Raw genomic sequence first — 26,450 nt, 5'->3', positions numbered from 1 at the left:
CTAGACCCCCTGGCTGCGCAACCACTCCAGCAGCGACTGGAGCGGGAAGGCCCCGGCCTGGCGGCTGATTTCGCGGCCGTTCTTGAACAGGATCAGGCTGGGGATCGAGCGGATGCCCAATTGCCCGGCGAGGTTGCGGTTGGCTTCGCTGTCGAGCTTGGCCAGGCGGCAGCGGCCACTGAGCTGACGGGCGGCCTGCTCGAAGGTCGGGGCGAAGGACTTGCACGGGCCGCACCAGTCGGCCCAGACGTCGACCAGCAATGGCAGGTCGCCTTTGATCTGGCTGGCGTAGCTGCTTTCGGTCAGTTCGAACGGGGTGTTCAGCAGCACGTCCTGTTTGCAGCGGCCGCATTTGGGGGCATCGCCCAGGCGTGCGGCAGGCAGCCGGTTGAGGCCGTTGCAGTGGGGGCAGGGGATTACCAATGGCTCTGACATGTTCTTTCCTTGTGTGTTGTAGGTATCGGCCTATCGCCGGCAAGCCGGCTCCTACAGGTGTGCGCAATCTTTGTAGGAGCCGGCTTGCCGGCGATGAGGCCGGTACAGGCAGCATCGATCATGATGAACAGCTGATTTCCAGATGCTTGCCCCACTCGGGTGGTCGCTCGGCATAGGCCTGCATCCCAGGCTGTTCCGCAAACGGCGTGCTCAACACCCGATGCAGTCGCCGCACTTCACTGTAGTCCCCTGCCTCGGCCGCCTCGATGGCCTTCTGCGCCAGGTAGTTGCGCAACACGTACAGGGGGTTGACCGCATGCATCCGCTCACGACGCCCCTCGGCATTACCAGGTTCGCGCTCGCAGCGGGCCAGGTAATCCGCGCCCCAGGCATCGAAACCGGCGAGGTCGACGAAGTCGTCACGCACCTGCTTGAGCGCCTCGGCCACCGGCTGCTCACCCAGCTTGCGGAAGAACAGGGTGTAGTCCACGCCGCCGCTCTGCATGCGTTGCAGCAGCCGCTCGACCAGCGCCATGTCGTCCTCCTCGGCGCAGGTCAGGCCGAGGCGTCGGCGCATCAGGTCCAGGTAATGGGCCTGGTACAGCGGCAGGAACAGCCCCAGCGCTTCCTTGAGCGGCTCCACCTCGACCACCGTGGTCAGCGCCTGGGCCAGGGCGCTCAGGTTCCAGTGGGCGATCGGCACCTGATTGGCGTAGCTGTAGCGGCCTCGGTCGTCGGAATGGTTGCAGATGAAGTTGGCGTCGAAGTCATCGAGGAAGGCGTACGGGCCGAAGTCGAAGGTGATGCCGAGAATCGACATGTTGTCGGTGTTCATCACCCCATGGCAGAAGCCGTAGGCTTGCCAGCGTGCGATCAGCTCGGCGTTGCGCTCGACGATGGTGCGGAACATCGCCAGGTACGGCTGCTCGGCGTCGCGACATTCGGGATAGTGCTGATCCAGCACATGATCGATCAGCAGTCGCTGCTGCTCTGGCTGCTGGGTGTAGTAGAAGTATTCGAAGTGGCCGAAGCGCACATGGCTGTGCGCCAGGCGCGTGAGCATCGCGGCGCTCTCGCGGGTTTCACGCCACACCGGCGTGCTCGATCCGACCACGCACAGCGCACGGCTGGTGGGAATGCCCAAGGCATGCAGGGCTTCGGAGGCGAGGAACTCGCGGATCGACGAGCGCAGCACGGCGCGGCCGTCGCCCATGCGCGAGTAAGGCGTCTGGCCGGCGCCCTTGAGGTGCAGGTCCCAGTGCTCGCCGGCGTCATTGAGGACCTCGGCCAGCAGCAAGCCGCGGCCATCGCCCAGGCGCGGGTTGTACGAGCCGAACTGGTGACCGGAATAGACCATCGCCCGTGGGTCGGCGGCTTCCCACAACTTGGCGCCGCTGAACAGCTCGGCGAAGATCGGCAGTTCGGCCTGGGCCGGGTCGAGGTCGAGCAGGGCCATGGCCGACTCGCTCGCCACCACCAGGCGCGGCTCGGCGATGGGCTCGGGCAGGACCTGGGTGGAGAACGCATCGCCCAGGCGGGCGAAGCGGTTGTCGAAGGTGAGTTGGTCGAGGGCTTTCACGGAGGCGGCTCCTGGGTATCGGTTGCTTGGGGCCGCTTTGCGGCCCATCGCGGCACAAGGCCGCTCCTACACAGATCACCTTCTCCTGTAGGAGCGGCCTTGTGCCGCGAACGAGGGCGCAGCCCTCGCAGGGATTCTGCACAGAATAAAGTATTCGAGTGCACTCAGGCCGATGCAGTGCCATCGGATTTCGGTTGTTCCAGCGCAATCATCTGCTGCTTGCCGCCCTTGGCATCCATCAGGAACACCTCGACCTGGCGCACCGAGATCTTGATGCCGTGCGCCTTGAACTCGCGGTTGATGTAGCGGTTGATCTCGTCCAGGGTCGGGTTGCGGTCGCCCAGGTCGCGCACGTGCATGCGCAGCTCATGGTCCAGCGAGCTCTCGCCGAAGTTCAGGAAGTACACGATCGGCTCCGGGTCCTTGAGCACCCTTGGGTTCTCGTGGGCGCCCTTGAGCAGCAGCTCGCGCACCAGATCCAGGTCCGACCCGTAGTCGATGCCAAGCTTGAGCGTCACCCGGGTGACCGTGTCGGTCAGCGACCAGTTGATCAACTGGCCGGTGATGAAGGTCTTGTTGGGGACGATGATGTCCTTGCGGTCGAAGTCGGTGATGGTGGTGGCGCGGATGCGGATCTTGCTCACCGTGCCCGACAGGTTGCCGATGGTGATGGTGTCGCCGATGCGTACCGGGCGCTCGAACAGGATCATGATGCCGGAGATGAAGTTGGCGAAGATCTCCTGCATGCCGAAGCCCAAGCCGACCGACAGCGCCGCCACCAGCCATTGCAGCTTGTCCCAACTGACCCCGAGGGTCGACAGGGTACTGACGATACCGACCCCGACGATGGTGTACGACAGCAGCGTGGTGGTGGCATAGGCGCTGCCCTGGGCCAGGTTCAGGCGCGACAGCACCAGCACTTCGAGCAGGCCGGGCAGGTTGCCGGCGAGGGCGAAGGTGATGCCGACGATCACCAGGGCGCCGAGCAGGTCGCCGAGGCTGATCGGCACCATGCTGGCTGCGGCGCCGGTACCGCTGGTGTATTCGTACAGGGTGATGTTGTTGAGATAGGCGAACACCGAGATCAGGTCAGACCACACCCAGTACAGGCCAGCGATGAAGCCGCCGAGCAGGGCCAGGCGGATCAGGCGCAGCGACTGCTGGTTGACCTGTTCGATGTCCAGGGTCGGCTCTTCGCTGATGACCTCGCCATCGAGCCCTTCCTTGGCCGCCGCACGCTTGCTCAGCGCCCGTTGATAGGCCAGGCGCCGCGCCGCCACCGACAGGCCGCGGACGAAGGCGGCCTCGATCACCAGCCAGAACAGCAGCAGGTACAGGGTGTAGATCAAGCGGTCGGTCAGTTTCAGGGCCGTGTAGTAGTAGCCGAAGCACACCGCCACGAACAATGCGATCGGCAAGGCGGTGAAGGCGACCCCGACCGCCTTGCGGAACAGCGAGGTGTCGCGGTGCGCCGGGCTGCTGAGCAACAGCCGGCTGAGCAGCCAGGCCATCAGCGCATAGCAGGTGAGCACGATGCCGATGCCGAGCACGTCGTCGGCCAAGGCCGAGGGCTGGTGCTCGGCCACGGCCACCACGCCGACCAGTGCCAGCACCACTGTACCGAGGCGGCGCACCCAGCCGCGCAGGAACTCGACCTGGGGCTTGTGCCAGCGGAAGTGGATCTCGGCCACGCCGCCGGGGGCGAGGATGCGATAGGCGGTGTAGAACACCAGCCACGCCTGGGCCAGTTGCCAGAGCGCCGCGCCGAGGTTGGCGTTCTGCCCCCGGGCATCGATCTGCAGGGCGTAGCTGCACAATGCAAGGCCCAGGCTGACCGGCATCGCCAGGAGGATGTTGATCAGGATGGCCTGGGGCGTATGCCACTGGCTGTCGCGGCGGAAGTGGCCGATGTCCTGGTGCACCTTGCCCAGGCGCTGGTACAGGTACTTGCGCCGCCACAGCAAGGCGCCGATCACCAGCAGCAGGGGCAGGAACAGCAGCGGGCGCTGACTGAGGCCGTCGGCCAGCTCCTTGACCCCAGAACCCCACGGCAGGCTGGCGACCTGGTCGGCGAAGCGCTCGGGCACATATTGCACCCAATCCCAGTCCAGTGCCTTGTTGCTGGGGATCCAGAACATCTGTTCTTCAAGGGTGGTGCGCAGGCCCTGGGCGGTGCCGAGCAGTTGCTTCTGGTTGAGCTGCAGGGTGATCGACTCGTTGAGCAATGCCGACAGTTCGCGGTTCAGCCGCTCGAGCAGGTCGCTGCGGGTGATCGCCACTTCCAGCAGGGCCTTGCGCAGTTGCGGGGTGGCCTGCTCCTGGGGTTGGCTGGCGAGCAGTTTGTCGACATAGGCCAGCGGGCTGCTCATCTGTTCGCGCTGCTGGTTGACCTCGAACTGGTACAGGCGGATGTCGGCAATCTGGTCGGCCAGGTCGCGGTCGACCTTCAGGTGCGGCAGCGCCTGCTTCTGCTTGTAGAGGATCTTGGACAGCAACAGGCTGCCCTTGAGCACGTTGATCTGCTCGTCCAGGGCCTGGTCGGCCTGGGTCAGGCTGTCCAGTTGCTGCTTGGTGCGCAGGTTCTGCTGGGTCAGTTCGTTGAGCCGGTCGGTGCTTTTGAGCAAGTAGTCGGACAGCTTGAGGTTGGTCGCGCTTTCGGTGGCCAGCAACGTGCTGCCGCCGGCTTTCTGCGCTTCGATCGACTGCTGGGTGACCGTTTGCTGCGACTGCGCCAGGCGCTTGTCGTTGATCAGCGTCTGCAGGTCCTGGATTTCCTGTTCCAGGCGCGCGGCGCGTTCGATCAGCAGGTCGTGGCGGGCGTTACCCAGGTCCTGCAGTTGGCCGTTGCCGGCCAGCTCCTGGCGGCGCAGCAGGGTCAAGGCATTGAGCGCGGCAAGCTCGGCATTGAGCTGGTTGCGCTGGTCGGCGCTGATGGGCTTGCCATCGAGCTTGCCGCTCTTGAGGGTATTGTTGATCTGCTGGGTGCGGGTCTGGTTGTTGCTGATCTCGGCCTGGGCTCGCTCGGGGCGCGTCTGCGAATTGATGATCAGGCTGTTGGCTTCGGACAGGGCCTTTTGCAGCTCGCCCTGCTGGGTGCTGCGCTCGCTGAGCACTTGCTCGAGTTGCGGCACGTTGAGATCGGCGTAGCGCTGGGCCACCGGTACGCTCTTGCTGTCCTTCAACTTGGACAACTCACGCTGGCTCTCGGTGGTTTCCTTGGGGGCGTTGGCCAGTTGCTGCTTGAGCGCGGCGAGCTTCTTCTCGCTGTCCTCGGTGCTGGCGAGCAGGCTCAAGGTCTGCTCCAGCACTTGCTGCAAGGCCTTCTGTTCGGCCTCCGGGAGCTTGCGCTCGGCGATCTTGTCGAGGCTGCTCTGGATGCTGGCAGTGGTGGGTGCCTCGGCCGCGAGGGTCGTGAACGAAAGGGACAGGCACAGCCCGAACAGGGCTGCGCGGAGGGAATCGCGCAGGGACATAGGCAGACTACTTGGGATCGGGCTGAAACGGAGTTTAGAGGAACAATCCTGGACCTGGTCGCGTTCCTTCGGGGAATCTGACGCCCACCTTCTGGATCTTGTTCCCGTCCATGGTCGCCACGGTCCAGATCGTGCCGTGCCATTCGACCTGGTCGCCTACTACTGGAGCGCCTCCGACCTTCTGTCGGATGAACTGCGCCAGTGGCATTTTCGCATCCAGGCCGTCGAGTTTCAGGCCGTACAGCGCCGCCACCGCGCCCAGCTCGGCATCGCCTTCGAGCACGAAGTCGCCGAAGAAGCGCAGGTCGAGCCCGCGTTGCGGTGCCTGGCTGAACAGTTTGCCCAGGGCCGGCAGGTTGTGCTCATGACCGATCACGCAGAGCATGTCGCCCACCTCCAGCACCGTGCTGCCAGAGGGGTGCAGCAGTTGCTCGCCGCGAAACAGCGCGGCGATACGGGTGCCCGCCGGCATCTTCAGCTCGCGCAGGGCGGCGCCGATGCACCACTTCTCGGCACCCAGGCGGTAGACGAACAGCTCCCACTCGCTGGTGATGTGCACCTCCAGGGCCGAGCGCGAGATCGGCGCGGGATCGGGCGGTACCGTGACCTTGAGCAGCTTGGCCATCCACGGCAGGCTGGTGCCCTGTACCAGCAGCGATACCAGCACGATGAAGAACGCCAGGTTGAAGAACAGCTGGGCGTCCGGCAGGCCGGCCATGAGCGGGAACACCGCAAGAATGATCGGTACCGCGCCGCGCAGGCCGACCCACGAGATGAAACCCTTCTCGCGGCCATGGAAGGCCTTGAACGGCAGCAGGGCAGCTACCACCGACAGTGGCCGTGCGACCAGGATCATCCACAGCGCCAGGCCCAGGGCGGGCAGGGCGATCGGCAGCAGGTCGTGCGGCGTGACCAGCAGGCCGAGCACCAGGAACATGCCGATCTGCGCCAGCCAGGCCATGCCGTCGAGCATGTGCAGGATGCCGTGGCGACTGCGGATCGGCTTGTTGCCCAGTACCAGGCCGCACAGGTACACGGCAAGGAAGCCGCTGCCGTGCAGGGCGTTGGTCAGCGAGAACACCACCAGGCCGCCGGCCACTACCAGGATCGGGTACAGGCCGCCGGCCAGGTTGATGCGGTTGACCAGCTGCAGCATCAGCCAGCCGCCGCCCAGGCCCAGCAGGCCGCCGATGCCGAACTCGCGCAGCAGGTGGATGAGCAGGCTCCAGTGCAGGCCGGTCTGGCCGCTGGCGATCATGTCGATGAGGGTGACGGTGAGGAACACGGCCATCGGGTCGTTGCTGCCCGACTCGATCTCCAGGGTGGCCGTAACCCGCTCGTTCAGGCCCTTGCCGCCGAGCAGCGAGAACACCGCTGCGGCATCGGTGGAGCCGACGATGGCGCCGATCAGCAGGCCCTGGATCAGGCTCAGGTCGAACAGCCAGGCGGCGACCATGCCGGTCAGGGCAGTGGTGATCATCACGCCGACGGTGGCCAGCGACAAGGCCGGCCACAGCGCCACGCGGAAGCTGGCCACGCGCGTGCGCAGGCCACCGTCGAGGAGGATCACCGCCAGCGCCAGGTTACCCACCAGGTAGGCGGTCGGGTAGTTGTTGAAGATGATGCCGCCACCATCGACCCCGGCGACCATGCCGACGGCGAGGATGATGACCAGGATAGGAATGCCCAGGCGCGACGACAGCGAGCTGACCAGGATACTTGCGCCCACCAGCAATGCGCCGATCAAGAACAGGCTGTTGATGGTGCTTGCATCCAAAGGCAGGTACTCCGGGACAGCGCGGGAAGAAGGCTTGACTGGCAAGTCGCGTGCCAATCGATTCTAACCTGATGAATTAGCAGCCTGTAAAGCGTTTCTGCAGATGTAGATAGGCACCGTGGAGGGTAACGCTGCTCACTTAAGATTGCCGGGGGCTGCTGCGCAGCCCATCGCGACACAAGGCCGCTCCTACACGGACCGTGAAGGTCCCTGTTTATAGGGCCAGCACGGTCCGTGTAGGAGCGGCCTTGTGTCGCGAAAGGGCCGCTAAGCGGCCCCAGCGTTCATCAGCCTTGCTTCACCTCACGCATCGCCTTGCCCTTCACCGGTGCATCGCCCGCCACGTAGTACTTGGCGGTGCTGCGTGGCAGCGGCTTGCGGCCACGGATCTTGTCCGAGATCTTCTCGGCGATCATGATCGTGGTGGCGTTGAGGTTGCCGGTGATGATGATCGGCATGATCGACGCATCCACCACGCGCAGGCCCTGCATGCCATGCACGCGACCTTCGTTGTCGACCACGGCCATGTCGTCGGTGCCCATCTTGCACGAGCACGACGGGTGGAAGGCGGTCTCGGCGTGCTCGCGAATGAACTTGTCCAGTTCCTCGTCCGTCTGCACGTGCTCGCCCGGGCTGATCTCGCGGCCACGGTACGGGTCCAGCGCCGGCTGGGCCATGATCTCACGGGTCAGGCGGATGCCGTCACGGAACTCCTGCCAGTCCTGTTCGGTAGCCATGTAGTTGAACAGGATGCTTGGGTGCTGGCGCGGATCCTTGGACTTGAGCTTGATGCGGCCACGGCTTGGCGAGCGCATCGAACCCATGTGCGCCTGGAAGCCATGTTCTTTCACGCCGTTGGAGCCGTTGTAATTGATGGCCACCGGCAGGAAGTGATACTGGATGTTCGGCCACTCGAACTCGGGGCGGGTACGGATGAAGCCGCCGGCCTCGAACTGGTTGCTGGCGCCGATGCCGGTGCCTTTGAACATCCACTCGGCGCCGATGGCCGGCTGGTTCCACCACAGCAGCGATGGGTACAGCGACACCGGCTGGGTGCAAGCGTACTGCAGGTATAGCTCGAGGTGGTCCTGCAGGTTCTCGCCGACGCCCGGGAGGTCGTGTACCACTGGGATGTCGAGGCTTTCCAGCAGTTCGCGCGGACCGACGCCGGAGCGCTGCAGCAGTTGCGGCGAAGCGATGGCGCCGGAGCTGACGATGACTTCCTTGCGGGCACGGGCTTCGACGCGCTCTTCGCTGTCACCGACCAGGTACGTCACGCCAACGGCACGTTTGCCTTCGAACAGCACGCGGTCGGTCAGGGCGTGGGTGACGATGGTCAGGTTCGGACGCTTCTTGGCCTGGTCCAGATAACCACGGGCGGTGCTGGCGCGGCGGCCTTGCTTGGTCACGGTGCGGTCCATCGGACCGAAGCCTTCCTGCTGGTAGCCATTGAGGTCTTCGGTGCGAGGGTAGCCGGCCTGCACGCCGGCTTCGACCATGGCGTGGAACAGCGGGTTGTTGCCGGCCTTGGGCGTGGTCACGCTGACCGGGCCTTCGCCACCGTGGTAGTCGTTGGGGCCGATGTCGCGGGTTTCGGCCTTGCGGAAATACGGCAGGCAGTCGAGGTAAGTCCAGTCTTCCAGGCCTGGCAGTTTCGCCCAGCCGTCGAAGTCCATGGCGTTACCGCGGATGTAGCACATGCCGTTGATCAGCGACGAGCCACCCAGGCCCTTGCCGCGACCACACTCCATGCGGCGGCCGTCCATGTGCGGCTCCGGGTCGGTCTCGTAGGCCCAGTTGTAGCGGCGGCCCTGCAGCGGGAAGGCCAGGGCGGCCGGCATCTGGGTGCGGAAGTCGAAGCGGTAGTCGGGGCCGCCGGCTTCGAGCAGCAGCACGGTGACGTTGGCGTCTTCGGTCAGGCGGGTGGCCAGGGTGTTACCGGCGGAACCTGCGCCGACGATGATGTAATCGAATGCTTGGGACATGAGCGTTCCCTCGTTTGGCGGTGATCAGGAGGCGGGAACGCCCGTGCACGGTGGCACGGGCGTGGCTGGACCGGGTTTAGAAAACCGAGGTATAGCCGCCCAGTTCGACCTGGACCGACTTGATGCGAGTGTATTGAGCCAGCGAGCTGATGCCGTTCTCACGGCCAACGCCCGACTGCTTGTAGCCACCGACCGGCATTTCCGCCGGCGACTCACCCCAGGCGTTGATCCAGCAGATGCCGGCTTCGAGCTGGTGGATGATGCGGTGGGCGCGGGAGATGTCGTTGGTGCAGATACCAGCGGCCAGGCCATATTCGGTGTCGTTGGCGCGGCGGATGACTTCTTCCTCGGTCTCGTAGGTGAGGATGCTCATCACTGGTCCGAAGATCTCTTCCTTGACGATGGTCATGTCGTCGCGGCAGTCGGTGAACACGGTCGGGGCCACGAAGGCGCCCTTGGCGAAATCACCGGTGGTCAGGCGTTCGCCGCCGCACAGCACACGGGCACCTTCTTCTTTGCCCTTGGCGATGTAGCCGAGCACGCTTTCCATGTGCGCGAAGCTGACCAGCGGGCCGAAGTTGGTGTTCTCGTCTTCCGGGTTGCCGGCACGGATGCGGGCCACGCGCTCGACGATCTTGGCTTCGAAGGCGGCTTTCATTTCAGCCGGCACGAACACGCGGGTGCCGTTGGTGCAGACCTGACCGGAGCTGTAGAAGTTGGCCATCATGGCGATGTCCGCGGCCTTGTCCAGGTCGGCGTCGGCGCAGATGATCAGCGGCGACTTGCCACCCAGTTCCATGGTGACTTCCTTGAGCGAGGAGCTCGAGGCGCTGGCCATGACTTTCTTGCCGGTGGTGGTGCCGCCGGTGAAGGACACCTTCTCGATGCGCGGGTGCTCGGTCAGCCAGGTGCCGACTTCGCGGCCGCTGCCGGTCAGGACGTTGAACACGCCATCCGGCAGGCCAGCCTCGGTGTAGATCTCGGCCAGTTTCAGGGTGGTCAGCGAGGTGACTTCCGACGGCTTGAAGATCATCGCGTTGCCGGCGGCCAGGGCCGGGGCGGACTTCCACAGGGCGATCTGGATCGGGTAGTTCCAGGCGCCGATACCGACGGTCACGCCCAACGGCTCGCGGCGGGTGTAGACGAAGGACGACTCGCGCAGCGGGATCTGCTCGCCTTCGATGGCCGGTACCAGGCCTGCGTAGTACTCGAGCACGTCGGCGCCGGTGACGATGTCGACGTAGCGGGTTTCGGAATACGACTTGCCGGTGTCCAGGGTTTCCAGCATGGCCAGCTCGTCGTTGCGCTCGCGCAGGATGTCGACGGCGCGGCGCAGGATGCGCGAACGCTGCATGGCGGTCATCGCCGCCCAGACCTTCTGGCCGCGCTCGGCACTGGCCACGGCCTTCTCGACGTCGGCCTCGGTGGCACGCTGCACGTGGGCGAGGACTTCGCCGTTGGCCGGGTTGATGGCTTCGAAGGTGGCATCGCTGCCAGCGTCGACGTAACCACCATCAATGTAGAGTTTTTGCGTTCCGAAACGGGCCATAGTGTCCTCGCAAGTGCAGTGTGTGGTTGGCTGCGCGTCACGCTCCTGCCGGGTTGGCAAGCGCTGTGCGCGTTTGTTCAGCGGCCTGGCCGGTTGCGTCCAGGGTGTGCTGCTTAGCCAGTTGTAGATCCATGTATTCGTAAGCGATTCGTATCGCCTGGTCGGTGTCGAAAGCATCTCCCGACAGCGCGCCGCGCAGCCACAACCCGTCGATCAGAGCCGCCAGTCCGCGGGCTGCCTTGCGCGCATGGTAGAGCGGCAGGACGCGGCGGAACTGACAGCACAGGTTGGAATACAGGCGGTGGTCGTTGATCCGCTGCAACCTGTGCAAATCGGGCTGGTGCATGCTGGAGGCCCAGAAGGCCAACCAGGTTTTCATTGCCGGGCCATTCACCTGGCTCGCATCGAAGTTGCCCTCGATGATCACCTTCAGATGGGCTCGCGGGCTGTCGTCGGTCAGGGCCTGGCGCCGTGCTGCAACGCCTTCGTTGAGCATGGTCATGATGTAGCCCATGGTCGCTGCGATCAGGCCGTTCTTGTCCCGAAAGTAGTGACTGATGATGCCGTTCGACACACCGGCCAAACGGGCAATGAGCGCAATGCTGGCGTCCCCCAGGCCGACCTGATCGACCGCCTGCAGGGTGGCTTCGATCAATTGCTGGCGGCGGATGGGTTGCATACCGACCTTGGGCATCTTGCTTTCTCCTCAGGCCTGCGAGCAGACGACAAGCGGCTGACTCGGCGAAGGCCAGTCTATTTTGTTTTGATTGAACGTTCAATCAATAAAGAATAAGCTCTGCGACAATTTGTGCCATTGACAGTTGTTCAGGCGGTCGAGCCGGCACCAATTGACACCCCGGGAAATTTTCCAGGGTGCTTTTATAACACCCAGGGCAGTGGGGGTATTCCACCAATTGCTCGGGATAAGACTGATTAGCCTCCACAGCCGCACTGCCCGGAGCCTTCGTGCAATGAGTTCTGCCTCCCTAACCAAACCCCCCGCCGAGAGGGTAGGGGTCAATCGCGTGGTGTTCTTCACCTCCGCGCTGATGATCCTCGTTCTGACTGCCTTGCTGATCGCTGTTCCCGAAACCGCTGGCCAGGTCCTGGGCGTTGCCCAGAAATGGCTCACGCGTACTTTCGGTTGGTACTACATGCTGGTGATCTGTGGTTACCTGCTGTTCGTCGTCTACCTGGCGTTTTCCGACTACGGCAAGCTCAAGCTTGGCGGCAAGGATGACCAACCCGATTTCAGCTACGGCGCCTGGGCCGGGATGCTGTTCTCGTCCGGTATCGGTATCTCGCTTTTGTATTTCGGCGCCTCCGAGCCGCTGGACCACTACTTCAACCCACCTGAGGGCACCCCTGCCAGCCTCGAGGCTGCACGTCAGGGCCTGCAGTTGACCTTCCTGCACTGGGGCCTGCATGGCTGGGCGATCTATGCCCTGGTCGGCCTCGCCGTGGGCTACTTCGCCTATCGCCACAACCAGCCGCTGGCACTGCGCTCGGCGCTGTACCCGCTGGTCGGTGAGCGTTGGGTCAAGGGCGCTGCCGGCAATGCGGTGGACATCTTCGGCATGTTCGTCACCCTGCTGGGCCTGGTGACCAACCTGGGTATCGGCTCGATGCAGGTGGCCTCGGGCCTGGAATACCTGTTCGGCATGGACCACAGCAAGACCAACCTGCTGGTGGTGATCCTGGTCATGGCCGGGGTGGCCACCGTGGCGGCGGTCTCGGGCGTGGAAAACGGCATTCGCCGCTTGTCCAACCTGAACATCGCGCTGTTCAGCGGCCTGCTGATCTTCGTGTTGCTGGGCGGCCAGACCCTGCACCTGCTCAACGGCTTCGTGCAGAACGTCGGCGACTACCTCAATGGCATCGTGCTGAAGACCTTCGACCTGTACGTCTATGAAGGCGAGGCGGGCAAGTCCGAGCGCTGGCTGGGCCTGTGGACCGTGTTCTACTGGGCCTGGTGGATCTCCTGGGGCCCGTTCGTCGGCATGTTCATTGCCCGTATCTCCAAGGGCCGCACCGTGCGTCAGTTGGTCAGCGGCGTGCTGCTGATCCCGCTGGGCTTCACCCTGGCCTGGTTGTCGATCTTCGGCAACACCGCGTTGGACCTGGTCATCAACCAGGGCGCCGTGGAGCTGGGCAAGACCGCGTTGGAACAGCCGTCGATGTCCATCTACCAGCTGCTGGAATATTTCCCGGCAGCGAAGATCGTGATCGGTGTGGCAGTGTTCGTCGGCTTCGTGCTGTTCCTCACCCCGGCCGACTCCGGCGCGGTGATGATGGCCAACCTGTCGTGCAAAGGCGGCAAGGTCGATGAGGACGCACCGCACTGGATGGTGGTGTTCTGGTCGGTGGTGATCACCCTGGTGACCATCGGCCTGTTGTTCGCCGGTAACTTCGAGGCGATGCAGACCATGGTGGTGCTCGCCGGCCTGCCGTTCTCGGTGGTGCTGGTGCTGTTCATGTTCGGTCTGTACAAGGCCATGAAGCAGGACGTGGCGGTGGAGCAGGAGCGCGCCGAACTGGCCGCCCGCGGTCGCCGAGGCTTCAGCGAGCGACTGACCCAGCTCGAACTGCAACCGACCCAGGCGGTGGTGCAGCGCTTCATGGACCGCCAGGTGAGCCCGGCGCTGCAGGAAGCCGCCGCGCAGCTTCGTACCTTGGGCTTCGAGGTCGAGACCCGGGTTGGCCAGTCGCGCAACATGATGGGCTTGCGGGTGATGATGGAGGAGGGCAACCCCTTCGTCTATGAAGTGAGCCTGGACGGCTACCTGGCCGCGCCGAGCGAGGCGCCGGTCGAAGGCGAGCCCGAGGTACGTCAGCGCTTCTATCGCGCCGAGGTGTACCTGCATGACGGCAGCCAGGAATACGACCTGATGGGCTTCGCGCCCGAGCAGATCGTGCGTGATGTGCTCGATCAGTTCGAGAGCCATCGCCAGTTGCTGGGCCGCGTCTACAGCTAAGTGGCGCGCGTGGCCCTGCCAGCCAGGCAGGGCCACGTGGCATGTGTGCATTATGTAGCGCCCGCGTCGTACGCGATTGCGCAAGCCTTCCGGTTCATTCCACAGGAAGGCTGATGCATGTCCAGTTCCAACACCCCGGTTTTCGATTTCAAACGCGCCGTTGCCGTGCAGTTCGCCGATCGCCCCACCTTGCGAGAGGTGGTGAGCGACGCGCTGCTCCAGGTACTGTTGGTCGAGCTGCCCTGGCTCGCCTCCGTGCAGCCCACACTGACCTCGGCCGACGCCATCACGCTGGATAGCCCAGACCCATCGACGCCTTATTGGACCACGCAGCCGCTGGTCGAGCGGATTCTGCAGGCCCTGCTCGACAGCCAGTCGGTCGACCTTGAGCCTTTGGATGGGCGCCATCACAACTTGGGCTTGCGGGCGCCATTTCGCTTCGCCGGCTCCGACAGTCAGCTCGATACCCGGCCGCTGCAGGGCGTCAGCGGCGCCTTGAACGAATTGATCGAGCGCCTTTCGGCGTGCTTCTGTCAGGCGCAGCTCGACTACTGGAATGCGCAGGGAAGTGCAGGCGTCAGCCGCGACCAGTGGCTGCAATTACTGCTCAAGACCGCGCTGTTGCGTGGCCTGCCCTTGCAGGGCCTCGATGACCAGGAGCAGGCCTGCCTGCGCGGGCTGATCCGCGCAGGCACCGACCAGCCGCCGGTGAGTCTGGTGCGGGTGCGACTGGTCACCAGTGCCGGGACCTGGGATGAGCTCCAATGCGCGCTGCTGGTGACCGGGGAGTGGGATGAGCGGCAGGTCATCCTGTGGTGCGCGCCGTCAGGCAGGGTGCGCAGTTTCGCCTCGTGGCCGGCCTTCGCCTTGGCCCTGCGCGATGAGCTGGCGCAGCGCTACCGCTTCGATGAAATGTCCTGGCAGCGTTATCCCATCGAGGGAAATGCGTTCGCCCAGCAGACTGCACTGTTGCTGGAAAGCCTGTTCGACAGGGTCGACAAGGTGCGCTTTACGCAGTTGGCCGATGTCCCGGCGCTGGAGCGCCTCTTCGCGCAGTTGAGCGACCCCGCCCAGTGGCTGGGCGGCTATCTCGACGAAACCCCGGCGGTGAAGGCGCCGCCGGGAATGCTCCAGAACCAGGCCAGGCATGGCTTCGCCTGCCACACCGCGTTGCTGCAGCTGGCGGTCGACCAGCTGGATGCCGGGGAGGGAGGGGCGTTGGACGGTATTCAGAGCTTGCACGATTTCAGCTGCCAGCGGCTGAGCGAGCAGATGCAGCTCGATCATGGCGACGTTTCCTCGCCCGATGACCTGTTGCTGGAATTCGCCGTCGCCCGTGGCATGCCGGGAGGGGCTGGGGTGGGCGCCGGGGGTGGGGAGGCGCTGGCCATCGAGGGGGAATTGACCTTGACACGCTTCGCCATTGGCAAGCTGGGTGCGCTCAGCGGCGCCGCGATCCGGGGCATCCGCCACGCCGCTGGCCGAAACTTGCCGTCCTGGCTGGACGCCGAGGCCGTCAAGACACTGGTCAGTCGGGTGGATATCGGCGGCAGTTACCCAGGCTACGTAACCCAAGCACTGAACGACCCAGGTCAGCGCCCGTATCGTCTGGCCAGGTTTAGCCGGGAGTGGCGCAGTGCATTGCGCTTCAGTGCGTTATCGGCAAGGCTCGATGGCAAGGTCAGTGAAGCAGGCTTGCAATGCGTGTCGGAGTTCTGCGCCGGTCAGGTCGATCCGCTGGCGCCACGCCTGGCCTTGGCAGCGCTGGCGTTTCGGCGTCAGCCCCAGTCCAGCCTTCTGGACAGCGTACAAGGCATGTATTTGCTGTGCAGTGTCGAGCCCGCACTGGTGCTGTTGTATCGCCCACTGTACGCGCAGGACACGCTCCGCGAGTATGCCAGCCTGGAACAACTGCTCGAACACATCCAGGCATCGGACCTGCTGCAAGCGAGCCTGCTCGACTGGATGCAGCCCGAGGTACGTGGCATCTATGACCACGGCGGTTTTCGTGAGCCGCATGTCGCCCACCTTGGCATCGACCCCTATGACCTGCCGGAGAAGCCGCAACCGCCGATCATCGACCCGCAGTTCTGGTCTGGCGATATCGACGCCCAGCTCTACGAGGCCAATCGCGCTCTACTGGTCGAGTTGGCGGCCCTGCAGTCCACCTCGAATGCGCAGCGGCGCTGGGACACCCTCAGTGAAGGTGCCTGGCTGTTGTTCGACGTGGTGACCCTGGCCTTGCGTGGGCCGGTTGCCAGTATTGCCTGGCTCGCACAATTGCTGACGTCGCTGCAAAACGACCTGACGGCACTTGAACAAGGCAGCGGATTCGGGCGTAGCGCCGCGATCGCCGATCTGCTGCTCAACCTCGGGATGGTCCTGCTGCATGCCCGGCAGCCGCGTCTGCAGCCAAGTTCGCCAGGGGTGCAGGCGGACCCCCTGGCGTTCGAGCAGCCTGTCGCGCAGCGTGGCGCTTTCGGCGAAGTATCGGTCGTGCCGCACCTTCTCGAGCCGGCTGCGGTTGGCGACTTGGCGGCATTGCCCAACCGCCAGCTGGACCTTTCATGGCGTGGCAACCAGGGTTTCAACTGGCTGCCACCGATGCAGCGCAAGGCCCTGTTGGCCATGCGCTCAGAGGTATCGCTCGGGCAAACGGCCCGGCAGGTCACAGGCGATGCGGCGGGCTTGTATTCGGTCGATGGGCACTGGTACGCGCCCATGGGCGGCGATATCTACCCCGTCAGTGTCGAGGCCGGCGGTGTGTGGGTACTCGATGGCAAAGGAGGGCAAGGCCCGAGGTTGACCTACGCCCAAGGCGCCTGGCGGGTCGACTCGACACTACGGCTGATCGGCGGCATGCCGCGTGGCGACACGCGGGCGAAGCTTGCCGAACGCTTCGTCGGCCTGCGCATGGCTGTCGACAGGCTCGCTGTCCAGGCCAACGAGGCGACGGCCCGTTTCGTCGCAGTCGGCAACGAAGTGAACGTGTTGCAAGAAAAAATCGTGCAACTAGGCACGCTACGGACCCGCGAGCAGGCCAAGCTGGACGCGTTGGCCGCAGGGGATGAGTGGGACAAAACCAAGGCGATCATCGAACGCTACGATGCGCGTGCCGCCCAATGGCAGGCACAGATGCTCGGCATGCGTCTCCAGGCTATCGCACCCCTCGAAGAATCGCTGGAAGCGGACAGAGAATTGCTGGCGACCCTCGAGATCATGTTCGAGCCCAAATTCACCAACGCCCGTCGCCAGGGGTGGGAAAACGTGCTGCCCAAGCAGAAGCGCAAGGTTCAGGTCAGCCTAATCCGCAATGCCGACTTCGTGCTCAATGAACTCTGGCAGTTGGCGGACTATGCGCGGATATCGCGAATGCAGGCAACGCTCGACGGGCAGCCCTTGGGGCAGTATCTGGACGACTACCACGCATTCCGCGACAAGCTCGAAGGAGTGGCGGCCATCCAGGACCGGATGCTCAAAGCCTATGAGCTGTTGGATGAGGCGTTGGCCGAAGCGCCCGGTGATCTGGACGTGAGCCTCCCGGGCGACCCGGGCGTGCGCACGGTGGATTCGCTTATCGCTTCGCGAGCCCCAGGTTCGGTTCAGTTCCGATTCCACCAGGCATTGAGCCTCGCGGAGCTGGCCTTGCGTCTGGATGTCGTCGAGGGCAACGCTAATCTCGCCGTGTATCGCGCCGAGCTGGCAGGCGTGGCGTTGCGCAGCGCGGCAGAAGCGCATGGGCAGCTGGACTTTGCCAACCTGCCGGTCGAAGATCGGATTTCCATCCTGCAAGAGGCCTGGGACGAGTACGCTGCGGCCTTGCTCAACAGTGCGCGGATCGCCAAGGAAGGGGGGGCGTTGATCGAGGCTTCGATGCTCGAGCGCTATAGGGTTCATCTGGAGAAACTCAAGATGGACGCCGGCAGGCGCCTGGTCGAAGCGATCAAGGTACAAGAGGGGGCAAGTGTTCCCAGCCGGCGAATACCCTATGCCGTGTCCAGCGAGCCGCAGAGAGCGGTGCGCAATGACGCTGGGCAGATACTCATCGGCAACGAGCGGATCATCGATGGGCAAGCGGTGGTGGAGGTTCGCGAGCCCTTCCGTGACGCGGTACTGGCATCGTTCGATTGGCGCGATGGGCAGTGGCAGGAACGTCATAGCGCACCGGCGTCTGCCCCACAGACGCTGCCCGCCGCTACGGCGGCTCGGGTGCTGACCCTGCTGGAAGAAAATGAGCAGCTTCTGGTCAAGGCGGACGAATATGTCAGGAACGACATCAAGGGGAGCTTACTTGCTGGTCTGTTCGACCAGCAGATCGACAAGCTCGGTCGGGTTGCGGTGTCCTTGGGCAAGCAGGATGCAAGCCCGGCCCTGGTCCGTAGCGTGGAAGCCGCCTCCGACCGGCTGCGATCGGAAAAGAACCTGCGCCTGACCGCGCTCTACACCGACACCCGCTACCCGAACGCCGAAGCGTTACGGTTCTTGCACGAGCAGCGGTTGCTCCGGGTGGAATACGTACCGCCAAGAAAGCTCATGGCTAACGGCAGCACCTTCGATGAGTACAAGATCATGCGCCTGGCGCAGCCGGGGGCGACGTCCGGGCGTGCTCTGTGGGTCGCGCACTTCCACATGGCATCTGCCGATGCGCTGGCCCGCGACTTCACCCAGGGTCATCTGAAGACCTGGAGCCAGCGCCGCCTCAGTGGTCGGGAGGAGGGCGGGCCTGGCTACCGTGTGCATCGCGGCAAGCTGACCCTGGAGCAGGCGATCGGCATCATCCCCTTCGACTGACGGAGCTCAGCGGTTGCTGTAGCGGCCATGCCGGCCATGGGCTGGCATGGCCTGGTTGCTGCGTTCGGCAATCATCTGCCGCAGGCCGATCAGGACGATGCCCTGGGCCTTGAGGCGGGGGATTTCCTGTTCCAGTACCTGCAGCGTTTGTGGGTAGGGGTGGCCAATGACCACGGCCGAGCCCTGGCGCCGCGCCAATTCGACGGCCTTGTGCAGTTGGCCGCTGATTGCCTCTGGCGTGCGCTCGTCATCCAGGAACACGTCCCGCGAGACATGGGCAAGATCGTGTGCCTGGGCTTCGGCCGCCGCGACCGTGGCGGCGCTGGTACGGCTGTCGACGAAAAATAGGTGGCGGCGTTGCAACTCGCCCATCAGCCAGGCCATGGGTTCGCGCTGGGCGGTCATGCGGCTGCCCATGTGGTTGTTGATGCCGGCCACGTACGGCACCTTGGCCAGCGCCGCGTCCAGGCGCCGGGCCAGTTCTTCGAGCGGCAGGTCGGGGTGCCAGGCGTAGGGGCCGGTGGCCGGGTCCATGGGCATGTGCAGGATCACCGTACGCCCGGCCTTGTGGGCCTGGCGGGCAAAGTCGGTGGCATGCGGGGTGTCGGGCATGATGGCCATGGTCACCGGGCCCGGCAGGGCCAAGGTGCGGCTGTCACGTTCGGTGTTCTGGCCCAGGTCGTCGATGACGATGCTTAGGTAGGCCTTGTTGGCCGGCGCCGCTTGCGCGACGCCGGCCAACAGGCAGACCAGCAGACACAGCAGAGAACGCATGGGCAGGTTCAGTCGCCCTTGGTGATGTTCAGGCCCTTGAGCAGGCTCAGGGCCTGGCTCAGCTGGAAGTCATCGTCCTGTGGGCGTTCCTTGCGCTTGCTGCTGCCGGTCGGGCGGTCGGCGCCGCCGTTGCCGTTGCCCAGGTGGCCCTGCAGGTCGGCTTCCTTGAAGTTTTCGGTATCGGCTTCGGCGGTCAGCTTGGCCGGGCGCACTTCGATGTCGGGGACGATGCCCTGGGCCTGGATCGACCGGCCATTGGGGGTGAAGTACAGCGCGGTGGTGAGCTTCAGCGCACGGTCGTTGGCCAGCGGCAGCACGGTTTGCACCGAGCCTTTGCCGAAGCTGTCGGTACCCATGAGCACGGCGCGTTTCTGGTCCTGCAGGGCGCCGGCGACGATTTCCGAGGCCGAGGCGCTGCCGCCGTTGATCAGCACCACCAGCGGCACGCCTTCGCTGGCGTCGGCCGGGTCTGCCGAGAAGCGCAGCTCGGAGTTGGCGATACGGCCCTTGGTGTAGACGATCAGGCCCTTGGTCAGGAAGTGGTCGGCCACTTCGACCGCCGACTGCAGCACGCCGCCGGGGTTGTTGCGCAGGTCGAGGATCACCCCGCGCAGCTTCTTGCCGTTGTCCTTGCGCAGCTTGGCCAGGGCCTTGCCGACTTCCTCGCCGGTCTTGACCTGGAACTGGGTGATGCGGATGTAGCCGTAGTCGTTCTCCAGCAGCTGGCTCTTCACGCTCTTGACCTGGATCACCGCGCGGGCGAGGGTCACGTCGAACGGCGTGCCGCCGTCGCGGACCAGGGTCAGGGTGATCTTCTCGCCGACCTTGCCGCGCATCTTGTCGACCGCCTCGGTCATGCTCTGGCCACGGGTCGGCGCGCCGTTGATCTTGACGATCAGGTCACCGGCCTGGACGCCGGCACGCGAAGCCGGGGTGTCGTCGATCGGCGACACCACCTTGATGAAGCCGTCTTCCTGGCCCACTTCGATGCCCAGCCCGCCGAATTCGCCGCTGGTGCTTTCCTGCAGCTCCTGGAAGTCTTCGGGGCCGAGGTAGGCCGAGTGGGGGTCGAGGTTGCTGAGCATGCCCTTGATGGCGTTCTCCAGCAGGGTCTTGTCATCCACGGGCTCGACGTAGGCGGCCTTGATGCGGTCCATGACCTCGGCGAAGGTGCGCAGCTCTTCGAGCGGCAGCGGTGCCTTGGCGGCCTCGGTCGCCGGCGATGCGGCAGGCTTGACCGCCGCCGACTCGGCGGCGATGGCCAGGGGCGCACCGACCACGAGGGCGATGGTCAGGGCCAGCTGGGTGAGGCGAGGCGAGTGCAGCATGTCGAACGAACTCCTGATCCTGTAGGCGCTCCCTGCGGAGCATCGGTGCAGCGCCAGGCGCTACACCGGACAAATTGGATTTAGCCTCGGCACCATTGCGAAGGGTCGGTCGGCCGACCCTGCTGGCGAATGGCGAAGTACAAGCCTGCGCTGTCCTGGCCCCCGCTGTCGCCAACGGTGGAGATGGCTTCGCCGGCCTTGACGATGTCACCGGCGCTCTTGAGCAGGCTCTGGTTGTGGCCATACAGGCTCAGGTAACCATTGCCGTGGTCGAGAATGACCAGAAGACCGGCGCCGCGCAACCAGTCGGCGAACACCACGCGCCCGCCGTGCACGGCGCGCACCTGGGTGCCGGGGCTGGCGCTGATCATCACGCCGTCCCACTTGGCGCGGGCATCGCCGCCGCGCGAATCACCGAAGCGCGCCAGCAATCGACCATTGACTGGCCATGGAAGTTTTCCGCGTGCTGCAGAAAATGCCCCGCCATAGCTTGCGCCGTCGCTGGAAACCAGCGGGCCAAGGGTGGTGCGGGCCTTTTTCGGTGGCTCGGTATCGGCGGCATCACGCGCGGCCAAGGCCTCCTGCTGACGGCGTTTTTCCGCCTCCTGCTGGGCCAGAAGGGCCTTCTTGCGGGCTTCTTCGGCTTCGCGGGCCTGGCGGGCGAGGGTTTCCTCGATGGTCTTGAGTACCTTGGACAGGTCGGCCTGGTCCTGCTCGCGGGCTTGCAGCTTCTGGTCGCGGTCCTTCATGTCGCTGTTGAGCTTGGCCAGGACCTGCTGGCGCTTGGCGCGTTCGGCGTCGAGGGCCTGGCGACGGCTGTCGAGGTCGGCGCGCTGGGTCAGCAGTTGTTCCTGCTGGCGGCCGATGTCCTGCTCGACGCTGGCCAACTGGCGCAGGGTCTCGTTGAAGGCGCGCAGTTGTTCGAGGCGCGCCTTGCTGAGGTAGTCGTAGTAGGTCAGGGTGCGGGCGAATTTCTCGGGATTCTGCTGGTTGAGCAGCAGCTTGAGGTATTCCTCGCGGCCGTTCTGGTAGGCCGAACGGGCCTGGATGGCGATCAGTCGCTGTTGTTCAACGCGGGCGCTCTGGAGTTTTTTTTTCTCGGTATCAAGGCGCTCCAGATCGCCCTCGGTCTTTTTTAGTTCTTGCTGCAACGCCTCCACCTGCTTTTCGAGGTTACCGATGTCGGTCTCGGTGGCCTTGAGGTCCTTTTGTACGCCGGACTTCTCTTCCTGGAGCTTGCCCAGGGTTTTCTTGAGCTCGGCGATGTCCTGGCGGGTGGCGTCCAGTTGTTGCTGGGTCTGTGCGCGCTCATCGGCGAAAGCCGGGCTGAGCAGGCATGACAAGGCGAGGAGGATCAGGGCGCGAAGCATGGGGTTGGGGGTACCGAGGATGGAGATCGACCTAGTATGCCCGGCTGGGCCGGCAAAAAAAACGCCTCGCTGCGGGTGCAGCGGGGCGTTTGTCTGGAATTCATCTACAACTGGGGCTGCTTTGCAGCCCTTCGCGGGCAAGCCCGCTCCCACAGGTACGGGTTGTGTCACCGGGCCGGTGGGCGCGGGCTTGCCCGCGAAGGGCCGCAACGCGGCCCCTGCCCGAGGGTTCAGGCGTCGACCAGGATGGAGGTGCCGGTCATTTCCGCTGGCTTCTCGAGCCCCAGCAGCTTGAGCATGGTCGGTGCCACGTCGGCCAGGACGCCGCCTTCGCGGACCTTGACCGGGCGTTTGCCGACATAGATGAACGGCACCGGCTCGGTGGTGTGCGCGGTATGCGCCTGGCCTGTGCATTCGTCTTCCATCTGTTCGACGTTGCCGTGGTCGGCGGTGATCAGCGCTTCGCCGCCGACCTTGTCCAGCGCCGTGACGATGCGCCCGACGCAGCTATCCAGGGCCTCGACGGCCTTGACCGCAGCGTCGAACACGCCGGTGTGGCCGACCATGTCGCCGTTGGCGTAGTTGACCACGATCACGTCGTAGCGCTGCTGTTCGATGGCCTCGACGATGCGGTCGGTGACTTCCGGCGCGCTCATCTCCGGCTGCAGATCGTAGGTGGCGACTTTCGGCGAAGGGATCAGGATGCGTTCTTCGCCTTCGAACGGCTCTTCACGCCCACCGGAGAAGAAGAAGGTGACGTGGGCGTACTTCTCGGTCTCGGCGATGCGCAGCTGGGTCTTGCCGTTTTTCGCCAGGTACTCGCCGAGCACGTTGTTCAGGCTGGCCGGGGCGAATGCCGCCGGTGCCGGGATCTTTGCCGAGTACTGGGTCAGGCCGATGTAGGCCGCAAGCTTGGGCAGGCGTGCGCGTGGGAACTCGTTGAAGTCGGGCTCGACGAACACGCGCGACAGTTCGCGGGCGCGGTCGGCGCGGAAGTTCATGAAGATCACGGCGTCGCCATCCTCGACCTTCACGGCTTCGCCGATGCGGGTGGCCTTGACGAACTCGTCGCTCTCGTCGCGGGCGTAGGCGGCTTCAAGGCCGGCCAGCGCGCTATCGGCGCTATAGTCGGCAGCGCTGTCGACGATCAGGTTGTAGGCTGCGCTGACGCGGTCCCAGCGGTTGTCGCGGTCCATAGCGTAGTAGCGGCCGATCAGGCTGGCGATGCGGCCCTTGCCGAGCTTGGCGAAGGTCGCGTCGAGCAGCGCGATGGACGACTGGGCGCTGCGCGGCGGGGTATCGCGGCCGTCGAGGAAGGCATGCAGGTAGATCTTCTCGGCACCACGCTGGGCGGCCAGCTCGGCCATGGCGACCAGGTGGTCCTGGTGGCTGTGCACGCCGCCGTCGGAGAGCAGGCCAAGGATGTGCACGGCCTTGCCGGCACCGGCGGCCTTGTCCACCGCGTCGGTGAGCACCGGGTTGTGGAAGAACTCGCCGTCACGGATGGACTTGGTCACGCGGGTGAAGTCCTGGTAGACGACCCGGCCGGCGCCGAGGTTCATGTGACCGACTTCGGAGTTGCCCATTTGCCCGTCCGGCAGGCCGACATCCATGCCTGAACCGGAAATCAGGCCATGCGGCTGGCTGGCGCGCAGGCGGTCGTAGACCGGTGTGTTGGCGGCGTAGATGGCGTTGTATTCGGGGCTTTCGCTATGGCCGAATCCATCCAGGATGATCAGGACCAGGGGTTTGGGCGTACTCGTCATCAATCAAACTCACGGTTGTTCAAAGATGATAAAGACACGCATTTTAGGGCATTTACGCCAGCAACGGCGAATATTCGTCCCTGCGCCCGACCAGCGCGGGCAACCTGGCAACATGAAGGTACCTTTGCCGCCTGCCCGTCGGGCTTTGGTGGCACTGGGGGGCTGTGTATACTGGCCGGCATTTTCAATCGCCTGGAACACCGCTGATGGTTGCTCACCTGATTCAATTCGCGACAGATCACTACATCCTGGTCGCGATTTTCGTTGTTCTGCTGGTCCTGCTGCTCGTCAATGAAGTCCGCCGTGGCGGCCAGAGCCTGAGCAATGGCCAGCTGACCGCACTGGTCAACGCCGAGAAGGCCCTGGTCATCGACATCCGCCCGGCCAAGGAATACTCCGCCGGTCACATCGTCGGCGCGCTGAACATCCCGCAGGACAAGCTGGTCAACCGCATGACCGAGCTGGAAAAGCACAAAGAGAAGACCCTGATCGTCGTCGACGCGATGGGCCAGCAGTCCGGCACCATCTGCCGCGAACTGCTCAAGGCTGGCTACACCGCTGCCAAGCTCAGCGGTGGTGTTTCCAGCTGGAAAGCCGATAACCTGCCTTTGGTGAAGTGATATGAAGCCTGTCATCGTCTATTCCAGCGACTACTGCCCCTACTGCATGCGCGCCAAGTACCTGCTCGAGAGCAAGGGCGTTGCGTTCGAGGAAATCAAGGTCGACGGCAAACCGCAGGTTCGTGCCGAGATGAGCCAGAAAGCCGGCCGTACATCGGTGCCGCAGATCTGGATCGGCAGCACGCACGTCGGTGGATGCGATGACCTCTATGCCCTGGAGCGCGCCGGCAAGCTCGACGCGCTGCTGGCGGCCTGAATTTCTGCATTGAACAACATTAGGATAAGGATCTGCCATGACTGACCAACAGACCAACGGCGCTGCTACCGAAGAAGACAACAGCCCACAGTTCTCCATGCAGCGCATCTACGTGCGCGACCTGTCGTTCGAAGCGCCGAAGAGCCCTCAGATCTTCCGCCAGCAGTGGGAGCCGAGCGTCGCGCTGGACCTGAACACCAAGCAGAAGGCCCTGGAAGGCGACTTCCACGAGGTGGTCCTGACCCTGTCGGTTACCGTCAAGAATGCTGACGAAGTGGCCTTCATCGCCGAAGTGCAGCAGGCGGGTATCTTCCTGATCAAGAACCTCGACGCGGCTTCGATGAGCCACACCCTCGGTGCGTTCTGCCCGAACATCCTGTTCCCCTATGCCCGTGAAACCCTGGACAGCCTGGTGACCCGTGGTTCGTTCCCGGCACTGATGCTGTCGCCGGTCAACTTCGACGCCCTGTATGCGCAAGAAATGCAGCGCATGCAGGAAGCGGGCGAAGCGCCGACCGTGCAGTGATTGCCACGGCAATGAGAAAAGCGCCCTTCGGGGCGCTTTTTTGTTGCCTGTGCCGGCCTCTTCGCGGGCACAGGCAGCAGATCAACTCCCGGCAAACCCGTTCTGCCGCCACGCCTCGTACACCGTCACCGCCACGGTATTGGACAGGTTCAAGCTGCGGCAGCCGGGCCGCATCGGCAGGCGCAGGCGTTGCTCCGCCGGCAGGCTGTCCAGCACCTCGGCGGGGAGGCCGCGGCTCTCTGGCCCGAAGAGGAAAGCATCCCCCGGTTGGTAGGCGGTTTCGTGGAAGGGATGCGAGCCTTTGGTGGTGAAGGCGAACAGGCGCGGGTTGCCCAGGCTTTCCAGGCATCCGGCCAGGCTTTCGTGGCGCTTGAGCGTGGCATACTCGTGATAGTCCAGCCCGGCGCGGCGCAGGCGCTTGTCGTCCAGCTCGAAACTGATCGGCTCGATCAAGTGCAGGTCGCAACCGCTGTTGGCGCAGAGGCGGATGATGTTGCCGGTATTCGGCGGAATTTCTGGTTGAAAAAGGATGACGTGAAACATGCACGGCTCCAAGCGTGAAGATGACGAGCATTCTACCCTCGAACCGGACGAGCGTTCGAAGGCTTGGCCGCGTGTGCTGTTCTCGCTGGCTATTTTCGGGATGCTGGTGGGTTTGATGATCGGCCGCCTGACCGCGCCTGAAGAGCGCGTATTGGAACAGATAGCGGTCGTGCAGGACGGCCTGGACCTGTGGTTCAACGAACAACCCAAGCTGCATGGCGAAAACGTGGAAGGTACCGTGGCGCTGCTGTTCGAGGCCGAGGGCAAGGTACAACGCGGTCAGCTCGACCTGCAGGGCAAGCCGGTCGCTTGGCAACTGCGCAAGAGCAAAGAGGGGTTGTTGCTGACGGTGGTTGCCGCGCGTCCCCTGCACGGCGAGTGGGCCGGTGCAGAGGACGCTGGGCGTTGGCGTGTGCAGGTGAGGCTGCACGAATAAAAGAGGGGATTCCCGGCCTGCCTGTACCGAGGTCCCCAAAACTGCATTACCGCGAATAAAAGGGGGGTTCACCCGGCCTGCCTGTACCGAGGCCCCCAAAACTGGAGATACAGTACTTATTGCAGGTGGCGTGCCAACTTTGAAAACCCCGTAAACAGTGCGTTTGCGGGTGATTTGGCCGGCTTTTGAGGGGATTTATGCCTTCGCGGGGTGCGCGCAGCACAACATCGGTGCACGAAAGGGCAGAAACGACTGGGGCCGCAAAGC

The 26,450-nt window shown here is 64.3% G+C and carries 18 protein-coding genes; 6 read left to right on the top strand and 12 right to left on the bottom strand.

What is annotated here, in order from left to right:
- From trxC to betI, 7 genes are all read right to left on the bottom strand, one after another.
- Window positions 1-435 (bottom strand): thioredoxin TrxC, encoded by a 435-nt coding sequence (gene trxC / locus E6B08_RS28375; RefSeq protein ID WP_136917003.1) that lies wholly within the window; start codon window positions 433-435, stop codon window positions 1-3.
- Window positions 436-553: 118 nt separating this feature from the next.
- Complete coding sequence (selO, locus tag E6B08_RS28370) at window positions 554-2,014, bottom strand: protein adenylyltransferase SelO (RefSeq protein ID WP_136917002.1); 1,461 nt, start codon at window positions 2,012-2,014, stop codon at window positions 554-556.
- A gap of 164 nt (window positions 2,015-2,178) precedes the next feature.
- Window positions 2,179-5,487 (bottom strand): mechanosensitive channel MscK, encoded by a 3,309-nt coding sequence (gene mscK / locus E6B08_RS28365; RefSeq protein ID WP_136917001.1) that lies wholly within the window; start codon window positions 5,485-5,487, stop codon window positions 2,179-2,181.
- 34 nt (window positions 5,488-5,521) lie between these two features.
- A complete protein-coding gene (locus E6B08_RS28360; protein ID WP_136917000.1) occupies window positions 5,522-7,264 on the bottom strand; it encodes a potassium/proton antiporter in 1,743 nt (580 codons plus the stop codon).
- Between the two features lie 287 nt (window positions 7,265-7,551).
- The gene (gene betA, locus E6B08_RS28355) at window positions 7,552-9,249 is read right to left on the bottom strand and encodes a choline dehydrogenase (RefSeq protein ID WP_136916999.1); all 1,698 of its coding nucleotides are present in this window, start codon (window positions 9,247-9,249) and stop codon (window positions 7,552-7,554) included.
- Window positions 9,250-9,325: 76 nt separating this feature from the next.
- On the bottom strand, window positions 9,326-10,798 hold the full coding sequence (gene betB, locus E6B08_RS28350) for a betaine-aldehyde dehydrogenase (RefSeq protein WP_136916998.1): 1,473 nt from the start codon (window positions 10,796-10,798) through the stop codon (window positions 9,326-9,328).
- 37 nt (window positions 10,799-10,835) lie between these two features.
- A complete protein-coding gene (gene betI, locus E6B08_RS28345) occupies window positions 10,836-11,492 on the bottom strand; it encodes a transcriptional regulator BetI (protein WP_136916997.1) in 657 nt (218 codons plus the stop codon).
- Between the two features lie 277 nt (window positions 11,493-11,769).
- On the opposite strand from betI, the gene E6B08_RS28340 reads away from it, so the two are divergent.
- Both E6B08_RS28340 and E6B08_RS28335 read left to right on the top strand, forming a co-directional pair.
- On the top strand, window positions 11,770-13,773 hold the full coding sequence (locus E6B08_RS28340; RefSeq protein ID WP_136916996.1) for a BCCT family transporter: 2,004 nt from the start codon (window positions 11,770-11,772) through the stop codon (window positions 13,771-13,773).
- Window positions 13,774-13,890: 117 nt separating this feature from the next.
- Window positions 13,891-18,564 carry a dermonecrotic toxin domain-containing protein gene (locus E6B08_RS28335; RefSeq protein ID WP_136916995.1) on the top strand — a complete coding sequence of 1,558 codons (4,674 nt, stop codon included), beginning with the start codon at window positions 13,891-13,893 and terminating at the stop codon, window positions 18,562-18,564.
- A gap of 6 nt (window positions 18,565-18,570) precedes the next feature.
- Here the strand turns inward: E6B08_RS28335 and E6B08_RS28330 are convergent, their stop codons facing one another.
- From E6B08_RS28330 to gpmI, 4 genes are all read right to left on the bottom strand, one after another.
- Window positions 18,571-19,338, bottom strand: coding sequence for a divergent polysaccharide deacetylase family protein (locus tag E6B08_RS28330; protein ID WP_136916994.1), 768 nt, complete (start codon window positions 19,336-19,338; stop codon window positions 18,571-18,573).
- An 8-nt stretch (window positions 19,339-19,346) separates the two neighbouring features.
- The gene (locus E6B08_RS28325; protein WP_136916993.1) at window positions 19,347-20,666 is read right to left on the bottom strand and encodes a S41 family peptidase; all 1,320 of its coding nucleotides are present in this window, start codon (window positions 20,664-20,666) and stop codon (window positions 19,347-19,349) included.
- Between the two features lie 80 nt (window positions 20,667-20,746).
- Window positions 20,747-22,036: a murein hydrolase activator EnvC family protein gene (locus E6B08_RS28320; RefSeq protein ID WP_136916992.1), complete on the bottom strand. Its 1,290-nt coding sequence runs from the start codon at window positions 22,034-22,036 to the stop codon at window positions 20,747-20,749.
- Window positions 22,037-22,266: 230 nt separating this feature from the next.
- Window positions 22,267-23,802: a 2,3-bisphosphoglycerate-independent phosphoglycerate mutase gene (gene gpmI / locus E6B08_RS28315; protein WP_136916991.1), complete on the bottom strand. Its 1,536-nt coding sequence runs from the start codon at window positions 23,800-23,802 to the stop codon at window positions 22,267-22,269.
- 206 nt (window positions 23,803-24,008) lie between these two features.
- Between gpmI and E6B08_RS28310 the strand changes: the two genes are divergently transcribed.
- Genes E6B08_RS28310 through secB form a run of 3 tightly spaced genes read left to right on the top strand, consistent with a single transcriptional unit; the run spans window position 24,009 to window position 25,204 of the window.
- Entirely contained in the window at window positions 24,009-24,422 is a 414-nt protein-coding gene (locus tag E6B08_RS28310; RefSeq protein ID WP_136916990.1) for a rhodanese-like domain-containing protein, read from the top strand.
- 1 nt (window position 24,423) lies between these two features.
- The gene (gene grxC / locus E6B08_RS28305; RefSeq protein ID WP_003249204.1) at window positions 24,424-24,678 is read left to right on the top strand and encodes a glutaredoxin 3; all 255 of its coding nucleotides are present in this window, start codon (window positions 24,424-24,426) and stop codon (window positions 24,676-24,678) included.
- 37 nt (window positions 24,679-24,715) lie between these two features.
- Window positions 24,716-25,204, top strand: coding sequence for a protein-export chaperone SecB (gene secB / locus E6B08_RS28300; protein ID WP_133324943.1), 489 nt, complete (start codon window positions 24,716-24,718; stop codon window positions 25,202-25,204).
- Between the two features lie 81 nt (window positions 25,205-25,285).
- Here the strand turns inward: secB and trmL are convergent, their stop codons facing one another.
- Entirely contained in the window at window positions 25,286-25,747 is a 462-nt protein-coding gene (gene trmL / locus E6B08_RS28295) for a tRNA (uridine(34)/cytosine(34)/5-carboxymethylaminomethyluridine(34)-2'-O)-methyltransferase TrmL (RefSeq protein WP_136916989.1), read from the bottom strand.
- Between trmL and E6B08_RS28290 the strand changes: the two genes are divergently transcribed.
- Window positions 25,746-26,183, top strand: coding sequence for a hypothetical protein (locus E6B08_RS28290; protein WP_136916988.1), 438 nt, complete (start codon window positions 25,746-25,748; stop codon window positions 26,181-26,183). The two genes, trmL and E6B08_RS28290, sit on opposite strands and share 2 nt — an antisense overlap.
- The last annotated feature ends 267 nt before the right edge of the window (window positions 26,184-26,450 follow it).

Source organism: Pseudomonas putida (assembly GCF_005080685.1).
Lineage (GTDB): Bacteria > Pseudomonadota > Gammaproteobacteria > Pseudomonadales > Pseudomonadaceae > Aquipseudomonas > Aquipseudomonas putida_V.
Note: the sequence above shows the minus strand (reverse complement) of the source record. Positions and strands in the feature narration are given on the sequence as shown.